The 20,240-nt window shown below is 72.6% G+C and carries 17 protein-coding genes and 1 pseudogene; 12 read left to right on the forward strand and 6 right to left on the reverse strand.

Annotated elements, in window-relative coordinates; all coding sequences use genetic code 11:
- Nucleotides 1–130 precede the first annotated feature (130 nt).
- Both ACZ5XS_RS03745 and ACZ5XS_RS03750 read left to right on the forward strand, forming a co-directional pair.
- Nucleotides 131–1,783: an FAD-binding oxidoreductase gene (locus ACZ5XS_RS03745; RefSeq protein WP_468647575.1), complete on the forward strand. Its 1,653-nt coding sequence runs from the start codon at nt 131–133 to the stop codon at nt 1,781–1,783.
- A gap of 103 nt (nt 1,784–1,886) precedes the next feature.
- Nucleotides 1,887–3,395, forward strand: coding sequence for an FAD-dependent monooxygenase (locus ACZ5XS_RS03750; protein WP_468647576.1), 1,509 nt, complete (start codon nt 1,887–1,889; stop codon nt 3,393–3,395).
- A 95-nt stretch (nt 3,396–3,490) separates the two neighbouring features.
- On the opposite strand, the gene metF is transcribed toward ACZ5XS_RS03750, so the two are convergent.
- A complete protein-coding gene (metF, locus tag ACZ5XS_RS03755; RefSeq protein WP_468647577.1) occupies nt 3,491–4,390 on the reverse strand; it encodes a methylenetetrahydrofolate reductase [NAD(P)H] in 900 nt (299 codons plus the stop codon).
- 76 nt (nt 4,391–4,466) lie between these two features.
- Entirely contained in the window at nt 4,467–5,450 is a 984-nt protein-coding gene (locus ACZ5XS_RS03760) for a carbohydrate kinase family protein (protein WP_468647578.1), read from the reverse strand.
- Between the two features lie 258 nt (nt 5,451–5,708).
- Between ACZ5XS_RS03760 and ACZ5XS_RS03765 the strand changes: the two genes are divergently transcribed.
- Together ACZ5XS_RS03765 and ACZ5XS_RS03770 are read left to right on the forward strand one after the other, a co-directional pair.
- Nucleotides 5,709–6,011 (forward strand): Ada metal-binding domain-containing protein, encoded by a 303-nt coding sequence (locus ACZ5XS_RS03765; RefSeq protein ID WP_468647579.1) that lies wholly within the window; start codon nt 5,709–5,711, stop codon nt 6,009–6,011.
- Nucleotides 6,008–6,538, forward strand: coding sequence for a hypothetical protein (locus ACZ5XS_RS03770; RefSeq protein ID WP_468647580.1), 531 nt, complete (start codon nt 6,008–6,010; stop codon nt 6,536–6,538). The genes ACZ5XS_RS03765 and ACZ5XS_RS03770 overlap by 4 nt, the downstream gene beginning before the upstream one ends.
- A 280-nt stretch (nt 6,539–6,818) precedes the next feature.
- Here the strand turns inward: ACZ5XS_RS03770 and ACZ5XS_RS03775 are convergent, their stop codons facing one another.
- Entirely contained in the window at nt 6,819–8,240 is a 1,422-nt protein-coding gene (locus tag ACZ5XS_RS03775; protein ID WP_468647581.1) for an SDR family NAD(P)-dependent oxidoreductase, read from the reverse strand.
- 476 nt (nt 8,241–8,716) lie between these two features.
- On the opposite strand from ACZ5XS_RS03775, the gene ACZ5XS_RS03780 reads away from it, so the two are divergent.
- The 4 genes and pseudogenes from ACZ5XS_RS03780 to ACZ5XS_RS03795 all read left to right on the forward strand — a co-directional run.
- Nucleotides 8,717–9,808 carry an acyltransferase family protein gene (locus ACZ5XS_RS03780; RefSeq protein ID WP_468647582.1) on the forward strand — a complete coding sequence of 364 codons (1,092 nt, stop codon included), beginning with the start codon at nt 8,717–8,719 and terminating at the stop codon, nt 9,806–9,808.
- Nucleotides 9,805–10,008: a hypothetical protein gene (locus ACZ5XS_RS03785; protein ID WP_468647583.1), complete on the forward strand. Its 204-nt coding sequence runs from the start codon at nt 9,805–9,807 to the stop codon at nt 10,006–10,008. The genes ACZ5XS_RS03780 and ACZ5XS_RS03785 overlap by 4 nt, the downstream gene beginning before the upstream one ends.
- 383 nt (nt 10,009–10,391) lie before the next feature.
- A complete protein-coding gene (locus ACZ5XS_RS03790) occupies nt 10,392–10,589 on the forward strand; it encodes a hypothetical protein (protein ID WP_468647584.1) in 198 nt (65 codons plus the stop codon).
- 58 nt (nt 10,590–10,647) lie between these two features.
- Nucleotides 10,648–10,790, forward strand: a pseudogene (locus tag ACZ5XS_RS03795) (SulP family inorganic anion transporter); the annotation flags it as partial.
- Nucleotides 10,791–10,944: 154 nt separating this feature from the next.
- On the opposite strand, the gene katG reads toward ACZ5XS_RS03795, so the two are convergent.
- A complete protein-coding gene (katG, locus tag ACZ5XS_RS03800) occupies nt 10,945–13,170 on the reverse strand; it encodes a catalase/peroxidase HPI (RefSeq protein ID WP_468647585.1) in 2,226 nt (741 codons plus the stop codon).
- A gap of 33 nt (nt 13,171–13,203) precedes the next feature.
- Nucleotides 13,204–13,650, reverse strand: coding sequence for a Fur family transcriptional regulator (locus ACZ5XS_RS03805; RefSeq protein WP_468647586.1), 447 nt, complete (start codon nt 13,648–13,650; stop codon nt 13,204–13,206).
- 225 nt (nt 13,651–13,875) lie between these two features.
- Here ACZ5XS_RS03805 and ACZ5XS_RS03810 point away from each other — a divergent pair, with 225 nt between their 5' ends.
- The 4 genes from ACZ5XS_RS03810 (at nt 13,876) to ACZ5XS_RS03825 (ending at nt 18,159) form a co-directional block, all read left to right on the forward strand.
- On the forward strand, nt 13,876–15,186 hold the full coding sequence (locus ACZ5XS_RS03810) for a phytase (RefSeq protein WP_468647587.1): 1,311 nt from the start codon (nt 13,876–13,878) through the stop codon (nt 15,184–15,186).
- A 750-nt stretch (nt 15,187–15,936) separates the two neighbouring features.
- On the forward strand, nt 15,937–16,653 hold the full coding sequence (locus tag ACZ5XS_RS03815; RefSeq protein ID WP_468647945.1) for a YcnI family protein: 717 nt from the start codon (nt 15,937–15,939) through the stop codon (nt 16,651–16,653).
- Nucleotides 16,654–16,753: 100 nt separating this feature from the next.
- Nucleotides 16,754–17,449 carry a hypothetical protein gene (locus ACZ5XS_RS03820; protein ID WP_468647588.1) on the forward strand — a complete coding sequence of 232 codons (696 nt, stop codon included), beginning with the start codon at nt 16,754–16,756 and terminating at the stop codon, nt 17,447–17,449.
- Nucleotides 17,450–17,544: 95 nt separating this feature from the next.
- On the forward strand, nt 17,545–18,159 hold the full coding sequence (locus ACZ5XS_RS03825; protein ID WP_468647589.1) for a sigma-70 family RNA polymerase sigma factor: 615 nt from the start codon (nt 17,545–17,547) through the stop codon (nt 18,157–18,159).
- Nucleotides 18,160–18,400: 241 nt separating this feature from the next.
- On the opposite strand, the gene ACZ5XS_RS03830 is transcribed toward ACZ5XS_RS03825, so the two are convergent.
- Nucleotides 18,401–20,131, reverse strand: a complete 1,731-nt coding sequence (locus ACZ5XS_RS03830) for a hypothetical protein (protein ID WP_468647590.1) — start codon at nt 20,129–20,131, stop codon at nt 18,401–18,403.
- Between the last annotated feature and the right edge of the window lie 109 nt (nt 20,132–20,240).

A 20,240-nucleotide genomic window follows, 5' to 3' on the forward strand; every position in this document is an offset into this window, starting at 1 on the left:
GTGGCTTCTGAAGAATCGAGCCAGGTGCCCCCGGCCGAGATCGCCGCAAGATGCGGAGTGCCGGAACGCCCCTCCCCTGCCTAGCGTCACCGCGTCCGGGTGTGATCCGTGGAGCGGGAGGGGATGCCAGATGACGCACGGCAGAGAACAGGTGAGCAGACGGGGTGTGCTCGCGGCAGGCGCCGCGATCGGCGGCGGCGTGTTGCTGCCCGCGCAGCAGGCGGTGGCCCAGCCGGAGGAACTGGTGACCGTCACCCCGGGCGACGCGCGCTACCCGGACCTCGTCCGGGGCTGGAACCAGCGCTACGTCGGGCGGCCCGAGGCGGTCTACATACCCCGGTCGACCGCGCAGGTCGCCGCCGCCGTCCGGCAGGCGGTCCGGGCCGGCAAGCGGATCACCGTGCGCAGCGGCGGGCACTGCTGGGAGGACTTCGTCTTCAGCCCCGACGTCCAGGCGGTCGTCGACATGTCGGCGATGCGGGACGTGGACTTCGACGCGTCGATGAACGCGTTCATGGTGCAGCCGGGCGCCCAGCTCCTCGACGTCTACGAGCGCCTGTACCGCACCTGGGGCGTCATCGTGCCGGCCGGCATGTGCTTCCAGGTCGGGGCGGGCGGCCACGTCAGCGGCGGCGGCTGGGGACTGCTGTGCCGCAGGCTCGGCCTGGTGGTGGACCACCTGTACGCGGTCGAGGTCGTCGTGGTGAACGCCGACGGCACCGTGCGCACCGTCGTCGCCACCCGCGAGGAGAATGATCCCCACCGGGACCTGTGGTGGGCTCACACGGGCGGGGGCGGCGGCAACTTCGGCATCGTGACCCGCTACTGGTTCCGCAGCCCCGGCGCGAGCGGCACCGACCCCGCCCGGCTGCTCCCGGCCCCGCCCCCGGAGGTCCTGGTCAGCGCCGTCTCCTGGAACTGGTCCGACCTGGACGAGCGGTCCTTCACCCGGCTGGTCCGCAACTACGCGGACTGGCACGTGCGGCACGCCGCCCCCGACGACCCGGCGACCGCCGTGTGCAGCCTGCTCTCCCTCAACCACGTCTCGAACGGGGCCGTGGGCCTGATCACGCACGTCGACGCGAGCGTGCCCGGCGCCGCCCGGCTGCACGACGAGTTCCTCGCGGCGGTGAGTGAGGGTGTCACCGCCACGCGCGGACCGGTCACCACGCGGATGGGCGAGCTGGCCGCGCTGCCGGACCTGGCCACCCCGCGCCGCCTCCCCTGGCTTCAGGCGGCCCGCTATCTGGGCACGGCCAACCCCACCACCAACGACCCGACCCAGAAGAGCGACTTCAAGTCGGCGTACATGAAGGCGAGCTTCCCCGAGCGTCAACTCGCCGTGCTCCACCGCCACCTGACCCGGACGGACATCGGCAACCCGACGGCCTCGGTCATGCTCAGCTCCTTCGCCGGCCAGGTGTCGGCCGTCGCCCAGGACGCCACGGCGAGCGCCCACCGGGACGCCCCGTACAAGCTGGCCTGGATGATCTGGTGGGACGACCCGGCCGACGAGAAGGACAGCGTCCGCTGGCTGCGCGAGTTCTACGCCGACATGTACGCCGACACCGGCGGCGTCCCGGTGCCCGGTGCGGTGACCGACGGCTGCTACGTCAACTACCCCGACGCCGACCTCGGTTCACCGGAGTTCAACCGCTCGGGCACGCCCTGGCACGCCCTGTACTACAAGGGCAACTACCGCCGGCTGCAGCGGGTCAAGCAGGCGTACGACCCCGCGAACGTCTTCCGGCACCGGCAGTCGGTGCGGCTGCCGGGCAGCTGAGCCGGCTCCTGCCGGTGCAACCCGGCGGCGCGGGCCGGTGTTCCTCCTCGTACAGCACCCGACCGCCTGACCAGAGTCGCCGCCTATCACCGCAGGAGCCCCGATGCCGAACAGCCCAGCCGTGGACACCCAGGTCGCCATCGTCGGCGGCGGGCCCGTCGGCATGCTGCTCGCCCGGGAACTGGCTCTGCTGGGCGTGCACGTCACCGTTCTGGAGAAGCTGCCGGCGCCGACCGGTGAGTCGAAGGCGGGGACGCTGCACGCCCGTACCGCGCAGACACTGCGCCGGCGCGGGCTCCTCGAAGCCGTGCAGCCCGGCCCCCCGGCCCCGCCGGTGGGCGTCGGCCCCGTACCGTTCCACTTCTCCGGCATGTTCGACCTCGACCTGAGCCGCGTCGTCACCGAGGGCCCGGTGATGGTGGGCAGCCCGCAGGCGTGGGCGCAGGAGGTGTTCGCGGCCGACGCCGAACGGCTCGGTTCGCGGATCAGGCGGGGCCGCGAAGTCGTCGGCCTCGACGAGGAACCGGACGCCGTGCGCCTGACCGTACGCGACTCCCGGGGCGCCACGGACACGCTGCGCGCTTCCTGGGTGGTCGGTGCGGACGGCGCGCGCAGCGCCGTCCGCCAACTGACCGGCATCCCGTTCACCGGCACGCCCGCCCGGGTCGGCGCCCTGATCGGAGAGGTCCGCCTCCTGGATCCGGCCCGGGCGCCGCAGGGCTGGCAGCGCAACCCGCGGGGCTGGACCCTGGTGTGGCGCAACCTGTTCGGACGCAGCCGAGTGTGCACGTACGACTTCCGCGGCCCGCATCCGGACCGGCAGGCGCCCGTGACGCTGGACGAGTTCCGGGCGGAGGTGGAGCGGATCGCGGGCCACCCGGTGCCCATGGACTCACCGAGCTGGCTCACTCGCTTCAGCGACGCCGCCCTGCAGGCCGAGCACTACCGCGTCGGCAGGGTCCTGCTCGCCGGCGACGCGGCCCACGTCCACTTCCCGGCCGGCGGCCAGGGCGTCAACCTCGGCCTCCAGGACGCCGTCAACCTGGGCTGGAAGCTCGCCGCGGAGGTGCACGGCTGGGCGCCGCCCGGACTGCTCGACACATACGAGACCGAACGCGCGCCCATCGCCGAGGCGGTCCTGGAGAACGTGCGCGCCCAGGTCGCCCTCATGGACCCCGACCCCCGCATGGACGCGCTGCGCACCCTGTTCGCCCGGATGATGCACTTCGACGACGTCAACCAGTACCTCGGGGGCATGATCAGCGGCGTCGACGTCCACTACGACACCGGCGGCCCCGGCGACCCGCTGGCCGGCCGCTTCGCCCCCGACGTGCTTCTGAAGTCCGGCGACGCGGTCACCAGCCTCGCCGAACTCCTGCACAGCGCGGAGCCGTTGCTGCTCCTCCTGTCCGACTCGGAGGACTTGCTGGAGGCCGTGGAACCCTGGCGCTTCAGGGTGAACGTGGTGACGGCGACGGCGGCCGAACCGGTCGGCGCGGACGCCCTGCTGGTGCGGCCCGACGGATACATCGCCTGGTCGGCTCGGGCAGACGCCGGGGACGCGGACGCCCTGTCCGGGGCGCTGCGATGCTGGTTCGGGGACCCCGCCTAGAGCGCATCGGGCGGGCTGGTGCCACGGGCGGCCTCTGCCCCGCCCGCCCCATAAGGAGTGCCCCACGACGGTTCTGGCCGCGGCAGGCCACGGACTCAGTGGACCCGCACGCTCCCTGTGATCCGCGTGGCCAGCACGTTGCGGTGGATGTCGAGGGCCGCGGTGGACTTGTTGAGCGTGATGTAGTGCAGGCCGGGCGCGCCTTCGGCGAGGAGGCGTCCGGCCATGGCGGTGGCGTGCTCGACACCGATCCGGTGACCCTCGGCGGCGTCGTCGCGGGCGCTCTCGAGCCGGTGGGCGAGGTCTTCGGGAAAGGCCGCGTGGGACAGTTCGGCGAAGCGGCGAATCTGGCGGACGTCGGTGGCCGGCATGATCTCCGGGATGATCGGGATGTCGCATCCGGCCGCCGCCACCCGATCGCGCAACCGCAGGTAGTCCTCGACGCGGAAGAACATCTGGGTGATGGCGTAGTCGGCTCCGGCCCGGCACTTGTCGACGAAGTGCCGGATGTCGCTTTCCCAGTCCGGCGAGCGCGGGTGCATCTCGGGGAAAGCCGCCACACCGACGGTGAAGTCCCCCAGCGAGTGCACCAGTTCGACCAGCTCCCGGGCGTACGTGAAACCGTCCGGGTGCGGCGTCCAGGGGCCGTTCGGATCGCCGGGCGGGTCGCCCCGCAGCACCAGGACGTCCCTGATCCCCGCGTCGGCGTACTGGCCGATGATGTGCCGCAGCTCGGCCACCGAGTGCCCGACGGCCGTCAGATGGGCGACGGGCCGCAGGGTGGTCTCGGCGGCGATGCGCCGGGTGACCTCGACGGTGCGTTCGCGCGAGGAGCCGCCGGCGCCGTAGGTGACGGACACGAAGGTGGGGGAGAGGGGTTCGACACGGCGGACGGAGTTCCACAGGACACGCTCGCCCTGGCCGGTCCTGGGCGGGAAGAACTCGAACGAGAACGACGGAACGCCACTCGCCAGTGCCTCGCGCACGGAGCTCATGAACGGCCTCCCACGGTGAACTCCTCGGACCGGGCGACCCCGATCCGGTACTCGGCGCACGCCATCGCCACCCCGCTCATGACAGCCCTGCCAGGCGCGGCTCCATCCCACGGGCCGCTTCGTGCCCGTACGTGCGCTCGACACGGTCGATCAGATCCACGGCCGGCAGCTTGTACTCCTGTGTGCCGACCGTCTCCAGGACGATCGACGCCAGCGCACAGCCGAGCTGCGCCGCGCGCTCGTGGGGCCAGTCCCAGCTCAGGCCGGCGAGGAAACCGGAGCGGAACGCGTCCCCCACTCCGGTCGGGTCGGCGATCTTCGCGGTGGTGACGGCGGGCACGTCGACACGCGGCTGCCCGCACCGCGACAAGGAGACGCCGTCCGCGCCCCGGGTGACGATCCACGTGCCGACACGAAGCAGGATGTCCCGTTCGCTCCAGCCGGTGCGCTCCCGCAGCAGGGCGGCCTCGTACTCGTTGGTGAACAGCAGGTGCGCGCGGTCCACCAGCTGTCGTGCCTGGGTCTCGTCCAGGCGGGCCAGCTGCTGCGAGGGATCGGCGGCGAGGCTGACGCCGGCGCGCCGGGCGGTCTCGGTATGGCGCAGCATGGCCTCGGGGGCGTCGGCGCCGACATGTACGAGGTCGAATCCGCCGCAGCGGGCCGCCACCGCGGCGAGGTCGATCTTCGCGGCGTCGGCCATGGCACCGGCGTAGAAGGTGGCGATCTGGTTCTGCACCTCGTCCGTCGTGCACACGAACCGGGCGGTGTGCAGTGTCCGGCTGATCCGGACGGAGTCCGTGTCCACCCCGGCGGCACGCAGCCAGGCGCCGTACTCGGCGAAATCGACGCCCGCGGCGCCGATCAGATGCGGAGTCAGCCCCAGCCGTGCCAGTCCGAAGGCGATGTTGGCGGCGACCCCACCGCGGCGCACGTCGAGGCGGTCGACGAGGAAGGAAAGGGAGACCTGTTGCAGTTGGTCGGCGATCAGCTGGTCGGTGAACCGACCGGGGAAGGACATCAGATGGTCGGTGGCTATCGAGCCGGTCACGGCGATTCGCACGACGGTCTCTCTCCTTGAACCCGGGGTCGAGGGATACGGGCCCGGCGGCCGGGGCGCGCGGACGCCGGGGCCGGGCCCCGGCAGCGTGGGACTGCCCTGACAGGCAAGGCTGCCCGGCGCCGCTGAAGCGCCGCTCGAAGCGCCCGCCCGTCGAGGGCGCACCGCCGCCGTCGTCGTGCGGCACCCCGCCCCGTGGGCGTCGAGGTGGACGTCCGGAAACCGCTGGTACGGCCGCCCGGGATGATGCACAGTGCCTTGGTGGACACACAACGGCTCGACGGGACGGCCCCCGCGGCGGCGGCTCGCGGGTACACACTGATCGGCGGCGACGGGCGGCCGTACCGCAGCGACGTGGCCGGCCGGTTCGGCGGCTACCGGCGCGGACGGATCTACGGACGACTGGACTGCCCGTCCGCCCTGCGGCACATCGCTCGCGGGAACTACGTGCGCCATCGGGTGTTCTTCGCGGACGAGGCGACCGCCGTCGCCGCGGGGTACCGGCCGTGCGCGCTGTGCCTGCCCCATCGCCACCGGGCGTGGCGCAAGGGGGAGCCGTCATGAGCGAGCCCTCTCCCCGGCTGGTTCCGGCCGCACTCTCCGACTACGCGACTCGGCCCGCCGCCCGGCCGCACACCGACCGGGAGATCGCCCGCCTGCTCGCGCTGCTGGAGGCATGCGGCTTCCGCGGCGGCAGTGTCGCGCTGGGGCACGGCCGGGACGCCGCGTCGCGGGACGCCGCCGCGGCGTTCGCCGACGCGTGGCACAGGAGCGGCGGACATCTCGCCGCGGTTGTCGACTGGCCCGAGGACGCGGCCTCATGGCTGCGGCAGGCTCGTCGGCTGACCCGTCCCGAGCCGGACGCCTGGGTGGTGGCCGCGGCGCCGGTCGGCTGGGCCCAGATGAGCCGCCGGCTCCGGCACAGCACCGACTGGGACCCGCGCCGCACGTTCGGCTTCGCGTCCGCGGGTGACTCGCGTCTGGTGACCGCTGCGGGCCCGGAGGTGCTGGAGGGGATGCGGGGCGCGACGGCGGACGGCAGGGTGTGGACGATCCGCCGGGGCTGGGTCGTGGAGTCCGACGGCGAGTAACCGCCATCCTGCGCGGGGCGGCCGACCGCGTGGCCTTCGGCGGGTGCATCGCCGGAGGCCACGCGCGGCCTTGAGCCGGTCTCAGGCCTCAGGGGTGGAGCGCTCTCGCGGGCCCGAGGGAGCCGGGTGGCCAGGGCGGTGGCGCCGCGGGCCATGGGCGTGGCCATGATTCCGGCCACGCTGGTGCGGCCGGCGATGTAGGCGTCGAGACGGCGCCATGCCGGGGGCAGGCGGGTCAGCGCGGTGTGGACGAGGCCGGGGTTGCGGGCGAACAGGTTCATCAGGGCGCCACTGGCGCGCATTTCGACGCCGAGGACGTCGTCGACCTGCCGTCCGTAGTGGTCGGCGGTGGGGCCGGCAGGCCCTGGGACCGCCGCCAGGCGGTGAACTCGTCGAGCCAGGCGTTGGCGGCCGCGTAGGCGCCCTGCCCGGGGTTGCCCAGCAGGGAGGCGGCGGAGGAGAAGGTGACCCACCAGTCCAGGTCCTGGCCGCCGGTGGCGTGGTGGAGCAGCCAGGCGCCGGTCGCCTTGGGCCGCCAGACCTTCTCCAGGAGGGCGGGGGAGAGGTTGGCGACGGTGGCGTCCTCGACGACGGCTGCCGCGTGCACGACGCCGCGCAGCGGGTGGCCCGTGTCCAGGGCGGCCTGTACGAGGGTGTCGGCGACGCCCGGTTCGGCGAGGTCCCCGCTCACGACCTCGACGCGGGTGCCGAAGTCGGCGGTGAGGGCGTCGAGGGCGGTGCGGGCGGCCGGAGTGGGGGCGCCGCGGGAGGCGAGTACGACAGCCGCGGCGCCTCGTCCGGCCAGCCACCGGGCGACCAGGAGCCCCAGTCCGCCGAGCCCGCCGGTGACCAGGTAGCTCGCGTCGGGCCGTACGACGGGGACGTCCTCCGATCGCACGGGCAGGATGTCGGTGCCCTTGGTGGGCCAGGTGAGGACGAGTTTGCCGGTGTGCCGGGCGGAGGCCATGGTGTGGAAGGCCGACGACGCCTCGGTGACGGGGTGTGCGGTGACGGGCAGCAAAGGCAGGGTGCCGTCCGCGAGCATGCCGGCCAGGTCGCGGTAGCCCTCGGCGAGCAGTTCCGGGTTCTGCTGCGTCATCATCAGCACGTCGACGCCGGCGAAGGTGACGTTGCGGCGGAACGGCAGCAGCCCGAGGCGGGTGTTGGCGTAGATGTCCCGCTTGCCGAGTTCGAGGAACCGGCCCCGGTGCGCCAGCAGGTCGAGACTCGCCGACTGCGCCGGACCTCCTCGATCGAGAGGCCGCTGCACCCGCAGCATGTAGTCCTTCTGGTAGATCCCGAAGAACATGCCCGTCGGTGTGCCCGACAGCCGCTGGGCCGGAATGCCGGCGTGCTCGATGGCCTCCCACACGACTTCGGACAGCAACCGGTGCTCCGGATCCACCCAGGGCGCTTCCTGTGCGTTGATCCCGAAGAACTCCGGCTCGTAGGCGTAGATGTCGTCGTCGAGGAAGCAGCCGTAGCGCAGCCGGGCCGCTACCTGGTCGGGAAGACCGGCCAGCTCCGCCTGCTCCCACCGCTCACCGGGCACCTCCCGCACCGTCTCCCGACGTGCCATCAGCAAGCGCCAGAGCGAGGCGAGGGAGCGGACCTCACCGGGGAACCGACAGGCGGCCCCGACGACCGCTACGGGTTCGTCCTGAGCCGCTCCGGGCTGCTCGACGCCGGGTGGTACATGCATGGGTGGTCCGTCCTTCACCACGAGAGGACTTGGAGGCGGCCGGCTTGCGGCGGCGCTCCACCGCGGGATCGATCTCGCGAGGCACTGCCCATTTCGGCATGTGGGCGAGGGGACGCGCCAAGGACGTACGCGCTGCGGGCGGTAGCGCGTCGAGGAGGACCAACGCCCCAACCCCACCTGATTCAACATTCAACCGCTTGGGCGGGCGCTTGAAGGATCATCGGTGTCGGAGGGCGGTGGGGTCGTGCCTCGGCGGCCGGGAAGCGGCGCTGAACGTGTGAGGAACCTGAGAAAGGGTGTGACCTCCGGCGCGCAGGGCAGACGCGGCCGTTATGAGCACCTCTCATCCGAGCACGGTAGACGAGGCCACCGAGCAGAGCCCGGGCGTGCGAGCGGCGCCGCCTGCCGTCCCCTCATCGGCGGAACGGCACAGACGCGGCGGGCGGGGCTTTTCGTCGGCACTGCGTGGTGGGCGGGTGGCGGGGCTGGACGGACTGCGGACGGTCGCCGTGGTGCTGGTGATCGTGTATCACGTGGAGCCGGACCTGGTGCCCGGAGGCTCGGTGGGCGTGGACGTGTTCTTCACGCTCAGCGGCTTCGTCATCACCCGGCTGCTGGTCGCCGAGTACGCCCGTACCGGGCGCATCGGCCTGTGGTCGTTCTACCGGCGGCGGTGGCTGCGGCTGGTGCCGGCCATGCTGGTGATGTGCGCGGTCATCGCCCTGCTGTCCGTGGCACTCCCGCTGCCACTGCTCGACGGGGCGTGGACGGCGGCGGCGCTGGCCGCGGGCTCGGTGGTCAATCTCGTACGGGCTGGGGAGCCCGGCCCGTACTCGGACCTGACCGTGCCCTTCAGCCACACCTGGTCGCTCGGGGTGGAGGAGCAGTTCTATCTGGCCTGGCCGCTCCTGCTGCTGGTGCTGCTACGGCACGCCACGGCACGGACCGTCCTGGGCTGGGTCGCGGCGCTGTGCCTCCTGCCGGTGATCTGGCGGATGGTGCTCTGGGACCCCACGGCGGCGCACCGCATCTACAACGGCCCCGACACCCGCGCCGACCAGCTCCTCATGGGGGCTCTGCTGGCCGTCGTCCTGGCCCGGCTGCGCGCCGACGACCCCCGGCTGGCGCTCCTGCGCCGCTGGGCCGGACGGCTCTGCTGGCCCGCGCTCGTGCTCTTGGGGCTGGTCGCCTGGCAGGTACCGATCACCGGAGCGAGCCGGTGGAACCCCGTCTGGTACACGGTCGGCTTCCTGGCCGCCGCCGTCCTGTCGGCCACGGTGGTGGCCGCGCTGGACCTGTGTCCGCGGTCGTGGCCCTCCCGCCTGTTGTCGGTGGCCGCGTTGGCATGGGTCGGACGCAACCTCAGCTACGGGATGTACCTGTGGCACTACCCCGTCATCCGGCTGCTCTCCGACCTCGGCGTCAACGGCGACCGCCTGCTCCCCGCCGGCGTCGTGGTGACGGTCGCGGCGGCCCTGGCCTCGTACGTCCTGGTCGAACGGCCCCTGCTGCGGCACGGCCGGTTCCGCCTGCGCCGGTGGGAACCAGCCGTCGCCACGGCGCGATGACCAGCGCCGGGACGGGGGCCTTCGAGACGGGCCCGTGGGATGGCGGCACGCCCTCACGAGTTCCTGCGGACAGGCAGTCCGCCGGGGAACCCGTCGACGTCGTCCGTGACGTGGTCGGACCGCTGCTGCGCCGGGCCGACCTGCTGTCCCAGCTCCTGCGGATCGGATACCCGGGTGATCCGCGGGAGCGGGACGCGTAGTGCTTGCCGAAGATCCGGTAAACCTGCACACCGTTCACCGAAGGCCGTTCGGAGTCTGAACCGTGGTCACGACGGCGCCGGATCGCGGCGGCCCCGACGCCGGGGTGTCCGTCTCGGAACCGGTGGCAGCCGTCGTGCGTGCAGCGCAGAGGTGGGTCGCGTGAAGGATTCGGTGTGTCCCGTCACCGCGAGGTCACGCCCGTGAAGCCGGTCGCCGCCGCGTCTCCCGCCCGGGTCTGCGACGGCTGGCCGCCCCTTTGCCGACGTGCTTTGATCCTGCGCATGGCGCAAGTCGCCGGATGAGTTCCCGCCTCGTGAATCAGGCGAACTCCGCCAGTCCGACACGCCTGTCCGACATGCCTATGCGAAGGGAACCGCGCGCGATGAACCTTGCCGGCCCGGTGGAAACAGCCGAGATCTCCGACACCGACCTGGACGACGTCTCCGGCGGACTCGCCGTCGGCGGCTTCGGCGGTCTCTCCGTCGAGACGCCGATCGCAGACGTCTGCGCCGACCTCATGGCCGTGGCTTCGACCGAGGGGCTCACGGCGGGCGCGGACGTCCACGCTGCCGCTCTGTGACGACAACGCGCCCAGTGATGGCCCCGGATCGGATGATCCGGGGCCATCGTGCTCACCCCGGTCACTCCCGGCGCCGCTGGTCGCGATCGTGATCCTCACCGTCATGACCGTCGCCGCCGGGATCGCCGTGCCGACGGCGGTGACAAAGGCGCCCTGCCGTCCTCGCTGCCGGTGCCGGGTCTGCCGGGCGTGCCGTTCACCAGGGTCGGCAAGTCGGTCGAGATCATCGGCCTGAACGATCCCGGCGCCGACCTCCACGGCAAGCTCACGGGAGAACTCGCCGGACACTGACCGTGCGGCGCACATGGCGATGCCCGGGCCGCCCCCTGTGGGCCGGCCCGGGCATCGTTCATGATCAGACCAGGTCGAACCGGTCCAGGTTCATGACCTTGTCCCACGCGGAGACGAAGTCCTTCACGAACTTCTCCTTGGCGTCGTCGCTCGCGTAGACCTCAGCGAGGGCGCGCAGCTCGGAGTTGGAGCCGAAGACGAGGTCGGCGCGGGTGCCGGTCCACTTGACCTCGCCGGTGGCGGCGTCGCGGCCCTCGAAGGTGGTCTGGTCCTCAGAGGTCGAGCTCCACGTCGTGCCCAGGTCCAGGAGGTTGACGAAGAAGTCGTTCGTCAGGGTCCCGGGGGTGTCGGTGAGGACGCCGTGCGAGGACTGCCCGTGGTTGGCGCCCAGGACGCGCAGGCCGCCGACGAGGACGGTCAGCTCGGGGGCGCTCAGGGTGAGCAGGTTCGCCTTGTCGAGCAGCAGGTACTCGGCCGGCAGGCGGTTGCTCTTGCCGAGGTAGTTGCGGAACCCGTCGGCGGCCGGCTCGAGCGCGGCGAACGACTCGACGTCCGTCTGCTCCTGCGACGCGTCGACGCGGCCCGGCGTGAAGGGGACCTCGATGTCGAAGCCGGCGTCCTTGGCGGCCTTCTCGACGCCCACCGCACCGGCGAGCACGATCAGGTCGGCGAGCGAGACCTGCTTGCCGCCGGACTGGGCGGCGTTGAAGGACTCCTGGATCCCCTCGAGGGTGCGCAGGACCGAGGCCAGCTGGTCGGGGTTGTTGACCTCCCAGCCGCTCTGCGGCTGCAGGCGGATGCGCGCACCGTTGGCGCCGCCGCGCTTGTCGCTGCCACGGAAGGTCGAGGCCGACGCCCACGCGGTGGACACGAGCTCGGAGACCGTCAGGCCCGAGGCGAGGATCTGGCTCTTGAGGGTGGCGACGTCAGCGGCGTCGACGAGCTCGTGCGTCACCACCGGCAGCGGGTCCTGCCACAGCAGGGTCTCCGCCGGGACCTCCGGGCCGAGGTACAGCGACTTCGGGCCCAGGTCGCGGTGGGTCAGCTTGAACCAGGCGCGGGCGAAGGCGTCCGCGAACTCGGCCGGGTTCTCGTGGAAGCGCTTGGAGATCTCACCGTAGATCGGGTCGAAGCGCAGCGAGAGGTCGGTGGTGAGCATCGTGGGCAGACGCTTCTTCGACGGGTCGTGCGCGTCCGGGATGATCGCCTCGGCGTCCTTGGCCACCCACTGCTTGGCGCCGGCCGGGGACTCGGACAGCTCCCACTCGTAGCCGAAGAGGATGTCGAAGAAGTCGTTGCTCCACTGGGTGGGCTTGGTGGTCCAGGTGACCTCGAGACCGGAGGTGATGGCGTCGCCGCCCTTGCCGGTGCCGTGGGTGGACTTCCAGCCCAGGCCCTGCTCCTCCATGGAGGCGGCCTCGGGGTCGTTGCCGACCGCGTCGGCCGGGCCCGCGCCGTGGGTCTTGCCGAAGGTGTGGCCACCGGCGATGAGGGCGACGGTCTCCTCGTCGTTCATCGCCATGCGGCGGAACGTCTCGCGGATGTCGCGGGCCGCGGCCAGCGGGTCCGGGTTGCCGTTGGGGCCCTCCGGGTTGACGTAGATGAGGCCCATCTGGACGGCGCCGAGCGGGTTCTCCAGCTCGCGGTCGCCGGTGTAGCGCTGGTCGTCGAGCCAGGTGGTCTCGGGACCCCAGTAGACGTCCTCGTCGGCCTCCCAGACGTCGGCGCGGCCGCCGGCGAAGCCGAACGTCTCGAAGCCCATCGTCTCCAGCGCGACATTGCCCGTGAGGATCATGAGGTCGGCCCAGGAGATGGACTGGCCGTACTTCTTCTTGACCGGCCACAGCAGACGGCGGGCCTTGTCGAGGTTGCCGTTGTCCGGCCAGCTGTTCAGCGGCGCGAAGCGCTGCTGTCCACGGCCGCCACCGCCGCGGCCGTCGCTGATGCGGTAGGTGCCGGCGCTGTGCCAGGCCATGCGGATCATCAGCGGGCCGTAGTTGCCGAAGTCGGCGGGCCACCAGTCCTGCGAGGTGGTCAGCACCTCGGCGATGTCCTGTTTCACGGCCGCCAGGTCGAGGTTCTGGAACGCCTCGGCGTAGTCGAACGACTCACCGAGAGGGTTCGCGACGACCGGGTCCTTGGCAAGGATCTTCAGGTTGAGGCGCTCCGGCCACCACTGACGGTTTCCGCCACCCTGGGTGGGGTGCGGGGCGCGTCCGTGCGCGACCGGGCAGCCTCCGGCCGCCTCCGGCTTCGGGTCCGTGACGATCGCGTCATGGTTCTCGGTCATGGGGAATCCTTCCGAACGGGGTGAAACACACGCTCAGGAACTGAGGGCGGTGGAAGCGGTGGTGCAGTCGGGGCACAGGCCCCAGTAGATGACCTCGGCCTCGTCGACCGAGAAGCCGTGGTCCTCGGACGCGGTCAGGCAGGGGGCATGGCCTACCGCGCAGTCGACGTCGGCGACGACACCGCACGACCGGCACACGAGGTGGTGGTGGTTGTCGCCGACGCGTCCCTCGAAACGGGCGGGACTGCCCGGTGGCTCGAGGCGGCGTACGAGCCCGGCGGCGGTGAGGGCGTGGAGGGCCTCGTACACGGCTTGAAGCGAAATGTGGCCGACGCGCTCACGCACCCCGGAGGCGATCGCCTCGACGCCGAGGTGGTCCCCGCCCCGGACGGTCTCGAGCAATGCGACACGGGCGGCCGTCACCCGCAGGCCGGCACCGCGCAGTTCCTCGGCAGTGGTCGGGGGCTGGGGTGCAGTCATGGCCACAACCTACCCTCATAAACACGAATGGTTCAAGAAAAGGAACAGTACAGGTTTGGTGTCCTGCGGGTGGCGGGCGGACGCCGGGCCGTCGACACCGCGGGAAACGGGGCCGACGTACGGTCGTACGCCCCACGGCGGCCCGACAGATCACCGTCTCCTGGTGGCAAGCTTTCTCCCGCACCATCGACATGTCCTTGACACATCGACGGTAAGGAAGCGCCTGTGAGAACGCCCCGCACCGCGCGAAGCGCCGCACTTCTCGCCTCGGGCACCGTGCTGACGACCCTCCTCGCGGTCTCCCCGGTGGGCGCGGCCGGTCTGCCGGTGGTCACCGCCACCGGTGAGACCGCCGCCCTCCACGACGACGAGGCCGGCGGCAACTCCGACGCCGACGACCCGGCGATCTGGCGCAACCCCGCCGACCCGGGGCGCAGCCTCGTCGTGGCCACCGCCAAGGAAGGCGGTCTTCGGGTCTACGACCTCGGCGCCCGCCTCGTGCAGTCGCTGCCCGCCCCGCAGCCGCCCGGCGAGGACGACGCCCCGGGCCGGTTCAACAACGTCGACCTCGTCTCCGGGCTGCGTACCCCGGCAGGGCGGGCCGACGTGGCGGTGGTGAGCGACCGTGGCGGCGACCGGCTGCGGATCTACCGCGTCGATCCCTCGCGGCCCGGCGGTCCGCTGACCGATGTCACCGACCCGGCCGCCGCCCCGGTCTTCTCCGCCGGCCAGAGCGAGATCAACGACCAGCGCACGGCGTATGGCCTCGCCACCTGGAAGGACACATCCACCGGCCGTACCTACGCGCTGGTGAGCCGGCGCGAACGCACCCGCCTCGCCCTGCTCGAACTCGTCCCGGCCGCGAACGGCACGGTCGGCTACCGCAAGGTCCGCACCCTCGACCTGCCCTCCTCCTTCCGCCTGCCGAACGGCACGACGTGGACCCCCTGCCTGGAGCCAGGCGAACTCCCGCAGGTCGAGGGCATGGTCGTCGACCCGGCCACCGGCACGCTCTACGCGGGCCAGGAGGACGTCGGCATCTGGCGGCTGAGCGCCGACCTCACCGGCAAGCCGGCGCTCGTGGACAAGGTGAAGGAGTACGGCGTCCCCGGGACCTACGACGAGGAGACCGAGGAGTGCGCCCCGGGCACCGACCCCGGATACGGCGGCAGGCGTCTGGCGGCCGACGTCGAGGGCCTGACCCTCTTCCAGGAACGGGACGGTGACGGCTACCTCCTCGCCTCCAGCCAGGGCGACAACACCTTCGCCCTGTACGACCGCGAGGTGAGCGAGGACAACGAGTACGAGGGCGGCTTCCGGATCGGCGCCGCGACGGACGGGCTCGACAGCGTGGAGGAGTGCGACGGCGCGGCCGTCCTCAACGCCCCGCTCGGCGACCGCTACCCGCGCGGCCTGCTCGTCGTCCAGGACGGTCAGGAGACCCCCGCGGTACCGGACGGGGAGGGCGGTACGCGTACGGCGACCGGCTTCAAGTTCGTCGACCTCGGTGCCGTGGTGGACGCCACCGGGATGTGACGCGGGTGGGGAAACGTCCGGTCATGCCCGTGCAAAAACGGCGCGCGAGGGCACGGGCACGGGCCGGGCACCCCGAAGTGGGTGGCAGGATCGGGCGGCATGAGGGCGTCCCCTGCGGTGCGAGGGCTGCGCGCGGCGGTGTTCGCGGCGCTGTGCGTGCTGCTGGCCGCCGGGGGGCACGCACTGGCGACCGGGACGGCGCCGCCGGTGTGCGTGCAGGGCGCCGGGTTCGTGGCGGTGTTCGCGGGAGGGTGCCTACTGGGCGGGCGGGAGCGGTCGTTGCCGCCCCTCGGCGGTGCGACGCTCGCGGCGCAGGGCGGGTTGCACCTCGCGTTCGGGGCCGCGCGGCCGCATGCGGTCGTGGCCGTGCACGGCATGCGCATGCATCCGTCACACGCCCTGACGCCGCACGCCGGCCTCGCCCACGTCTTTGCCGCCCTCCTGCTGACCTGGTGGCTGCGACGCGGCGAGGCCGCGCTGTGGTCGCTGTTGCGCCGGGCCGTCGCGTTCGTGCCGGGGCTCGTCGCCTGGTGGCAGGTGCTGAGGTACGGGCGGGCCGTACCGGTCCGTCCCGGGGGCGTACGACGAGCGGGTGACGGACCGGGCGCGCTGCGCCGGACCATGCTGCGGCACGCGGTGCGCCGAAGGGGCCCGCCGGTGGGGCTTCCGTACGCGATCCGACCCCCGACACCCTTCCCCAGTACGGAGATCCACCCACCCATGCCCTACCGCCCCATGCCTTACCGGGCCATGTCCTGCACGCCCACCGGCCTGCGCCGCGCCGGCGCCGTCACCGTCCTCGCCGCCGCCGGAGTGCTGGCCGCCGCGGGCGCCGCCTCCGCGCACGTCACCGTGCACCCCGAGAGCTACGCCAAGGGCGCCACCGACGGCGTCCTGAGCTTCCGGGTCCCCGACGAGGACGACTCCTTGAGCACCACGAAGGTGCAGCTCTTCCTGCCCACCGACCACCCCGTCCTCGGCGTCCTCGTCTCCCCGCACGACGGCTGGAGCGCCAAGGTGACCGACACGAAGCTGAGGACGCCGGTCAAGACGGACGACGGCACCGTCACCGACGCCGTCTCCGAGATCACCTGGACCGGTGGGGCGATCGGCCCGGGCCACTACGAGGACTTCGACGTCGCCTTCGGACAACTGCCCGACAGCACCTCCCGGTTGACCTTCAAGACCCTGCAGACCTACTCCGACGGAAAGGTCGTCCGCTGGATCGAGGAGGCCGAGCAGGGCGCTCCGGAGCCGGAGAACCCGGCGCCGGTGCTCAGGCTCACGGCGGGCGACGGTACGCCGGAGGCGGCAACCGCGCGTTCCGGGTCGACGGCGGCCTCGGCAAGCGACTCCACCGCGCGCGGGCTCGGCATCGCCGGTCTGGTCGTGGGCGTACTGGGCCTGGCCGCCGCCGTGTTCGCCGTGTTCGCCGTCCGGCGCAGGGGTGCCGCCGCGTCCGCGTAGACAGTGTCGTGGATCACATGGGTGGGGGTGAGTCACAGGCCGAGGGAATTTCCGTACCCCTGCGTGACGACGTGCCTGTCGATGCGAGGATGAGGGTGCCATGACAGCCGGGTGGGGTTCGCGCACCGTACGGGCCGCGGTGTTCGCGGCCGTCTGTGTGCTGCTCGCCGCCCTGGGCCACGTCATGATGTCCGGCAGCCACGTACCCGGCTGGGTGCTGGCCGCCGGATTCGCCGTGACCGGCGCCGTCGGCTGGGGTCTGTCCGGGCGGGAGCGGGGTCTTCCCCTGGTCCTGGCCGTCGTGGTCACCGTCCAGACGCTCCTGCATGCGGCGTTCTCGCTCGCGCAGTCGGCGAGCGGAGAGTCGGCGAGCGGCTCGCCGGCCCCGGAAACGGGCTCCACCCACACGGGCTCCGCGCACATGGGCTCCGCGCACATGGGCTCCGCGCACATGGGCTCCCCGCACATGGACGGCATGGCCTCCATGGACATGAGCCACACGGGCCACTCCACCGGCGTCGACACCTCCTCGTTCGGCATGCTCGCCGCCCACCTCCTGGCCGCGCTGCTGTGCGGTCTGTGGCTGGCGCACGGCGAACGGGCCGCCTTCCGCATCCTGCGGGCCGTCGCCGGACGGCTGGCCGCCCCGCTGAGGCTGCTGCTGGCACTGCCCGCCACCCCTGACCGGCCGCGCCTGCGAGGGCGCCGCCCGCACACCGGCCCGGCGCCGCGCCTGCTCCTTCTCGTCCACGCGATCACTTCTCGGGGCCCGCCCCTGCGGACGGCTGTCGTCTGAGGACAGCTGGTACCCCGAGGCAGCCGTACGGGCGCCTCGGGCCGCGGCCGTACGCCCACACAGGCGTCGTACGGCCGCATCCCCGCACATCACGGATGCCCCGAGAAGGACACCAAGTGATCGCTACACGGCACCCCATGGACGACTCCACGACCGCCTGGGCGCTCGCCGCCCGGGCCGGTGACACCGAAGCCGTCGAGCTCTTCGTCCGCGCACTGCACCGCGACGTCCTGCGGTACGTCGCCCACCTCTGCGCCGATCCGCAGGCCGTGGACGACCTGGCCCAGGACACGTTCCTGCGGGCGCTCGGCAGCCTGCACCGGTTCGAGGGCCGTTCCTCCGCCCGTGCCTGGCTGCTGTCCATCGCGCGGCGCGCGGTGATCGACAGTTACCGGTACTCGGCGGCCCGGCCCCGGCTGCACGACGCGACGGACTGGCAGCTGGCCGTCGAGCGGGCCCAGCCGTGCGGACTGCCCGGCTTCGACGACGGCATCGCGCTGGCCGACCTGCTGGCGGCGCTGCCCGACGAGCGCCGGGAGGCGTTCGTCCTCACCCAGCTGCTGGGCCTGCCGTACGAGGAGGCGGCGGCGCTGGCAGGCTGTCCGGTCGGCACGGTCCGTTCCCGGGTGTCCCGCGCCCGCGCCACCCTCATCGAGCTGCTGACCGCGGCGGAGGAGCAGCCCCCACGGCCTGCCGTCCTGGCGGCGTGACCCCGGCCCGGCCCACCACGGTCACGACCACGCTCCCCCCTTAGGGGTCCTTTCACTATGCCCGTCCGGGTCGCGCGGCCTGGCACCGCACCTCGCCGCGTTGCCGAAACGCCCACGTGGCTCCTCCCCCACGCTCGAACAACCTCGCGCGGGGGGACCCCCATCGAGGCCGCTCCGGCGCCTTGCGATGCACGGCACCAGACCACGCGACCTGATCGGACGCTCATAGTGAAAGGACCCCTTAGCCGGAGCGCAGCCTGACATACGCACTCGACAGCGTCTGCGGCGAGGGCGTGAAGGCCCGCAGCCAAATGCGTACGCCCGGCTGTCGCGGCACGGCGTACGTCCCCTCCGGCGGCCGGAGTTCGTACGTCGCCGTCATGTGCGCGGGCAGCGCGGCCGGGCCCCGCACGACCGGCCAGTACGGGTCCATGCCCTGACCCGTGGTGAGCGTGAAGTGGGGGGTCAGGGCGGTGTCGTCCGTGTTGGTGACCCGCAGGGTCAGCCCGGAGACGACGGTCGCCGAGGCCCGTCGCACCGACGCGACCCGCATCCGCAGCGGAGGCGTCCCCGTCACCGCCAGCACGGAACCCGCCAGCGCGGGAACGAGCAGCAGTACGGCCGCCGCGGCCCGCGCCGGACGCCGGTGCTGGCCGCACAGCAGGCGCGGCCTCGGCTGCCACGCGCCGGCGAACTCCGCCGGGGGCGCGGTGATCGCCGCCGCCAGCCACAGCGGCGTCATCATCAGGTAGTAGCCGTCCTGCGAACGCGTCGCCAGATAGAAGGCGCACCACGGCAGCACGGTCGCGGCGGGCCCCAGCCGCCGTACGAACAGCACGAACAGCGCCAGCAGGCCCGCGACCAGCAGCAGACTCGCATGCGCGTACCAGTCGAGCCGGTCGCTGCCGCTGGTGAAGTAGAGCGAGACGTCCACCAGGCCCTGCCCGTGCAGGACCGCGCCCTGGGTCAGCGGCAGGGCGATGCCCTCGAGCCAGGGACCCGGCTCGCTCACGACGAAGTACGTGTTGATCAGCAGCCAGACCGTGACGGCGACCCCGACGACCCGCAGCACCACCAGCGCCGCCGCCCGCGCGCCCAGCTCGCCGCGCCGCACGGCGTAGACGCCGGCCAGCAGGAACGGCGCGAGGAACCACGGCAGTTGCTGCGCCGCACACGCCGCTCCCAGGCAGGCGGCCTGCGCGAGTCCGGCCGGGCCGAGCCGCCCGCCGCGTCCGATCCGCGGCCAGCGCACCACCACCGGCACGAGCAGGGCCAGGGCCAGGATCGCCGGGTAGCCGAGCCTGCCGTACGACGGCAGCATGCCGAAGCCGAGGCACACCATGGTCGCCGCGGACCGCCACGGGCCGGGCAGCAGCCGCCACAGCACCACCGTGCCGACGACCAGCGCGAGCGAGGCCAGCACCGCCGCCGGGGCGCCGCCGTGGCCCAGCCACAGCAGGGGAGCGGTCAGCAGTGGGGCCAGCGGAGGGTAGCCGTACGTCAGGTCGTAGCCGCCGCTCGTCGTCGGGGTCAGTCCGACGCCGGGGTGGCCGAACAGCCAGGGCCAGGGCTGCCCGTAGACGGCGTGCCCGGCGACCAGTTCCCGGGCGGCCTGCGTGGTCAGGTCCGCCTCGTCGGAGCCCCGGTGGGAGAGCACGAGCGCGCACAGGGCGAGTGTCACCGCGGTCACCAGGACGCACAGGTCCAGCCGCGCCAGCGACCGTTCCCGGCGCACCACCAGCGCCAGCACCCCGTACACCAGGATCGACGCGTAGCAGGCGCAGATCACGGCGGCCACGGGCAGCCGCTGCTCGGCCGCCTGCGTCCACACCGAGCGCGTACCGATGAGAAGGCTGATGTCGGCGAGCAGCGTCAGGACGCGATGCCACTGCGCGGGGGGTTCCGGGGCGGCCGGCCCCGCCGGCTGAGGCCGCCGGCCGGGCGCCGACAGCCGAGTATCTGCCAGGAGCACGCCACCGGACGTTAATCGTGCCTGGTGAGCGAGGTGCCGAAGGAGGTGAAGAGCGCGGTGTGAGGGCGGTAAGAAGCGGGCATCCCGGGCAAAGGGTGCCCCGGCGGAC

Source organism: Streptomyces sp. NPDC033131 (assembly GCF_055578365.1).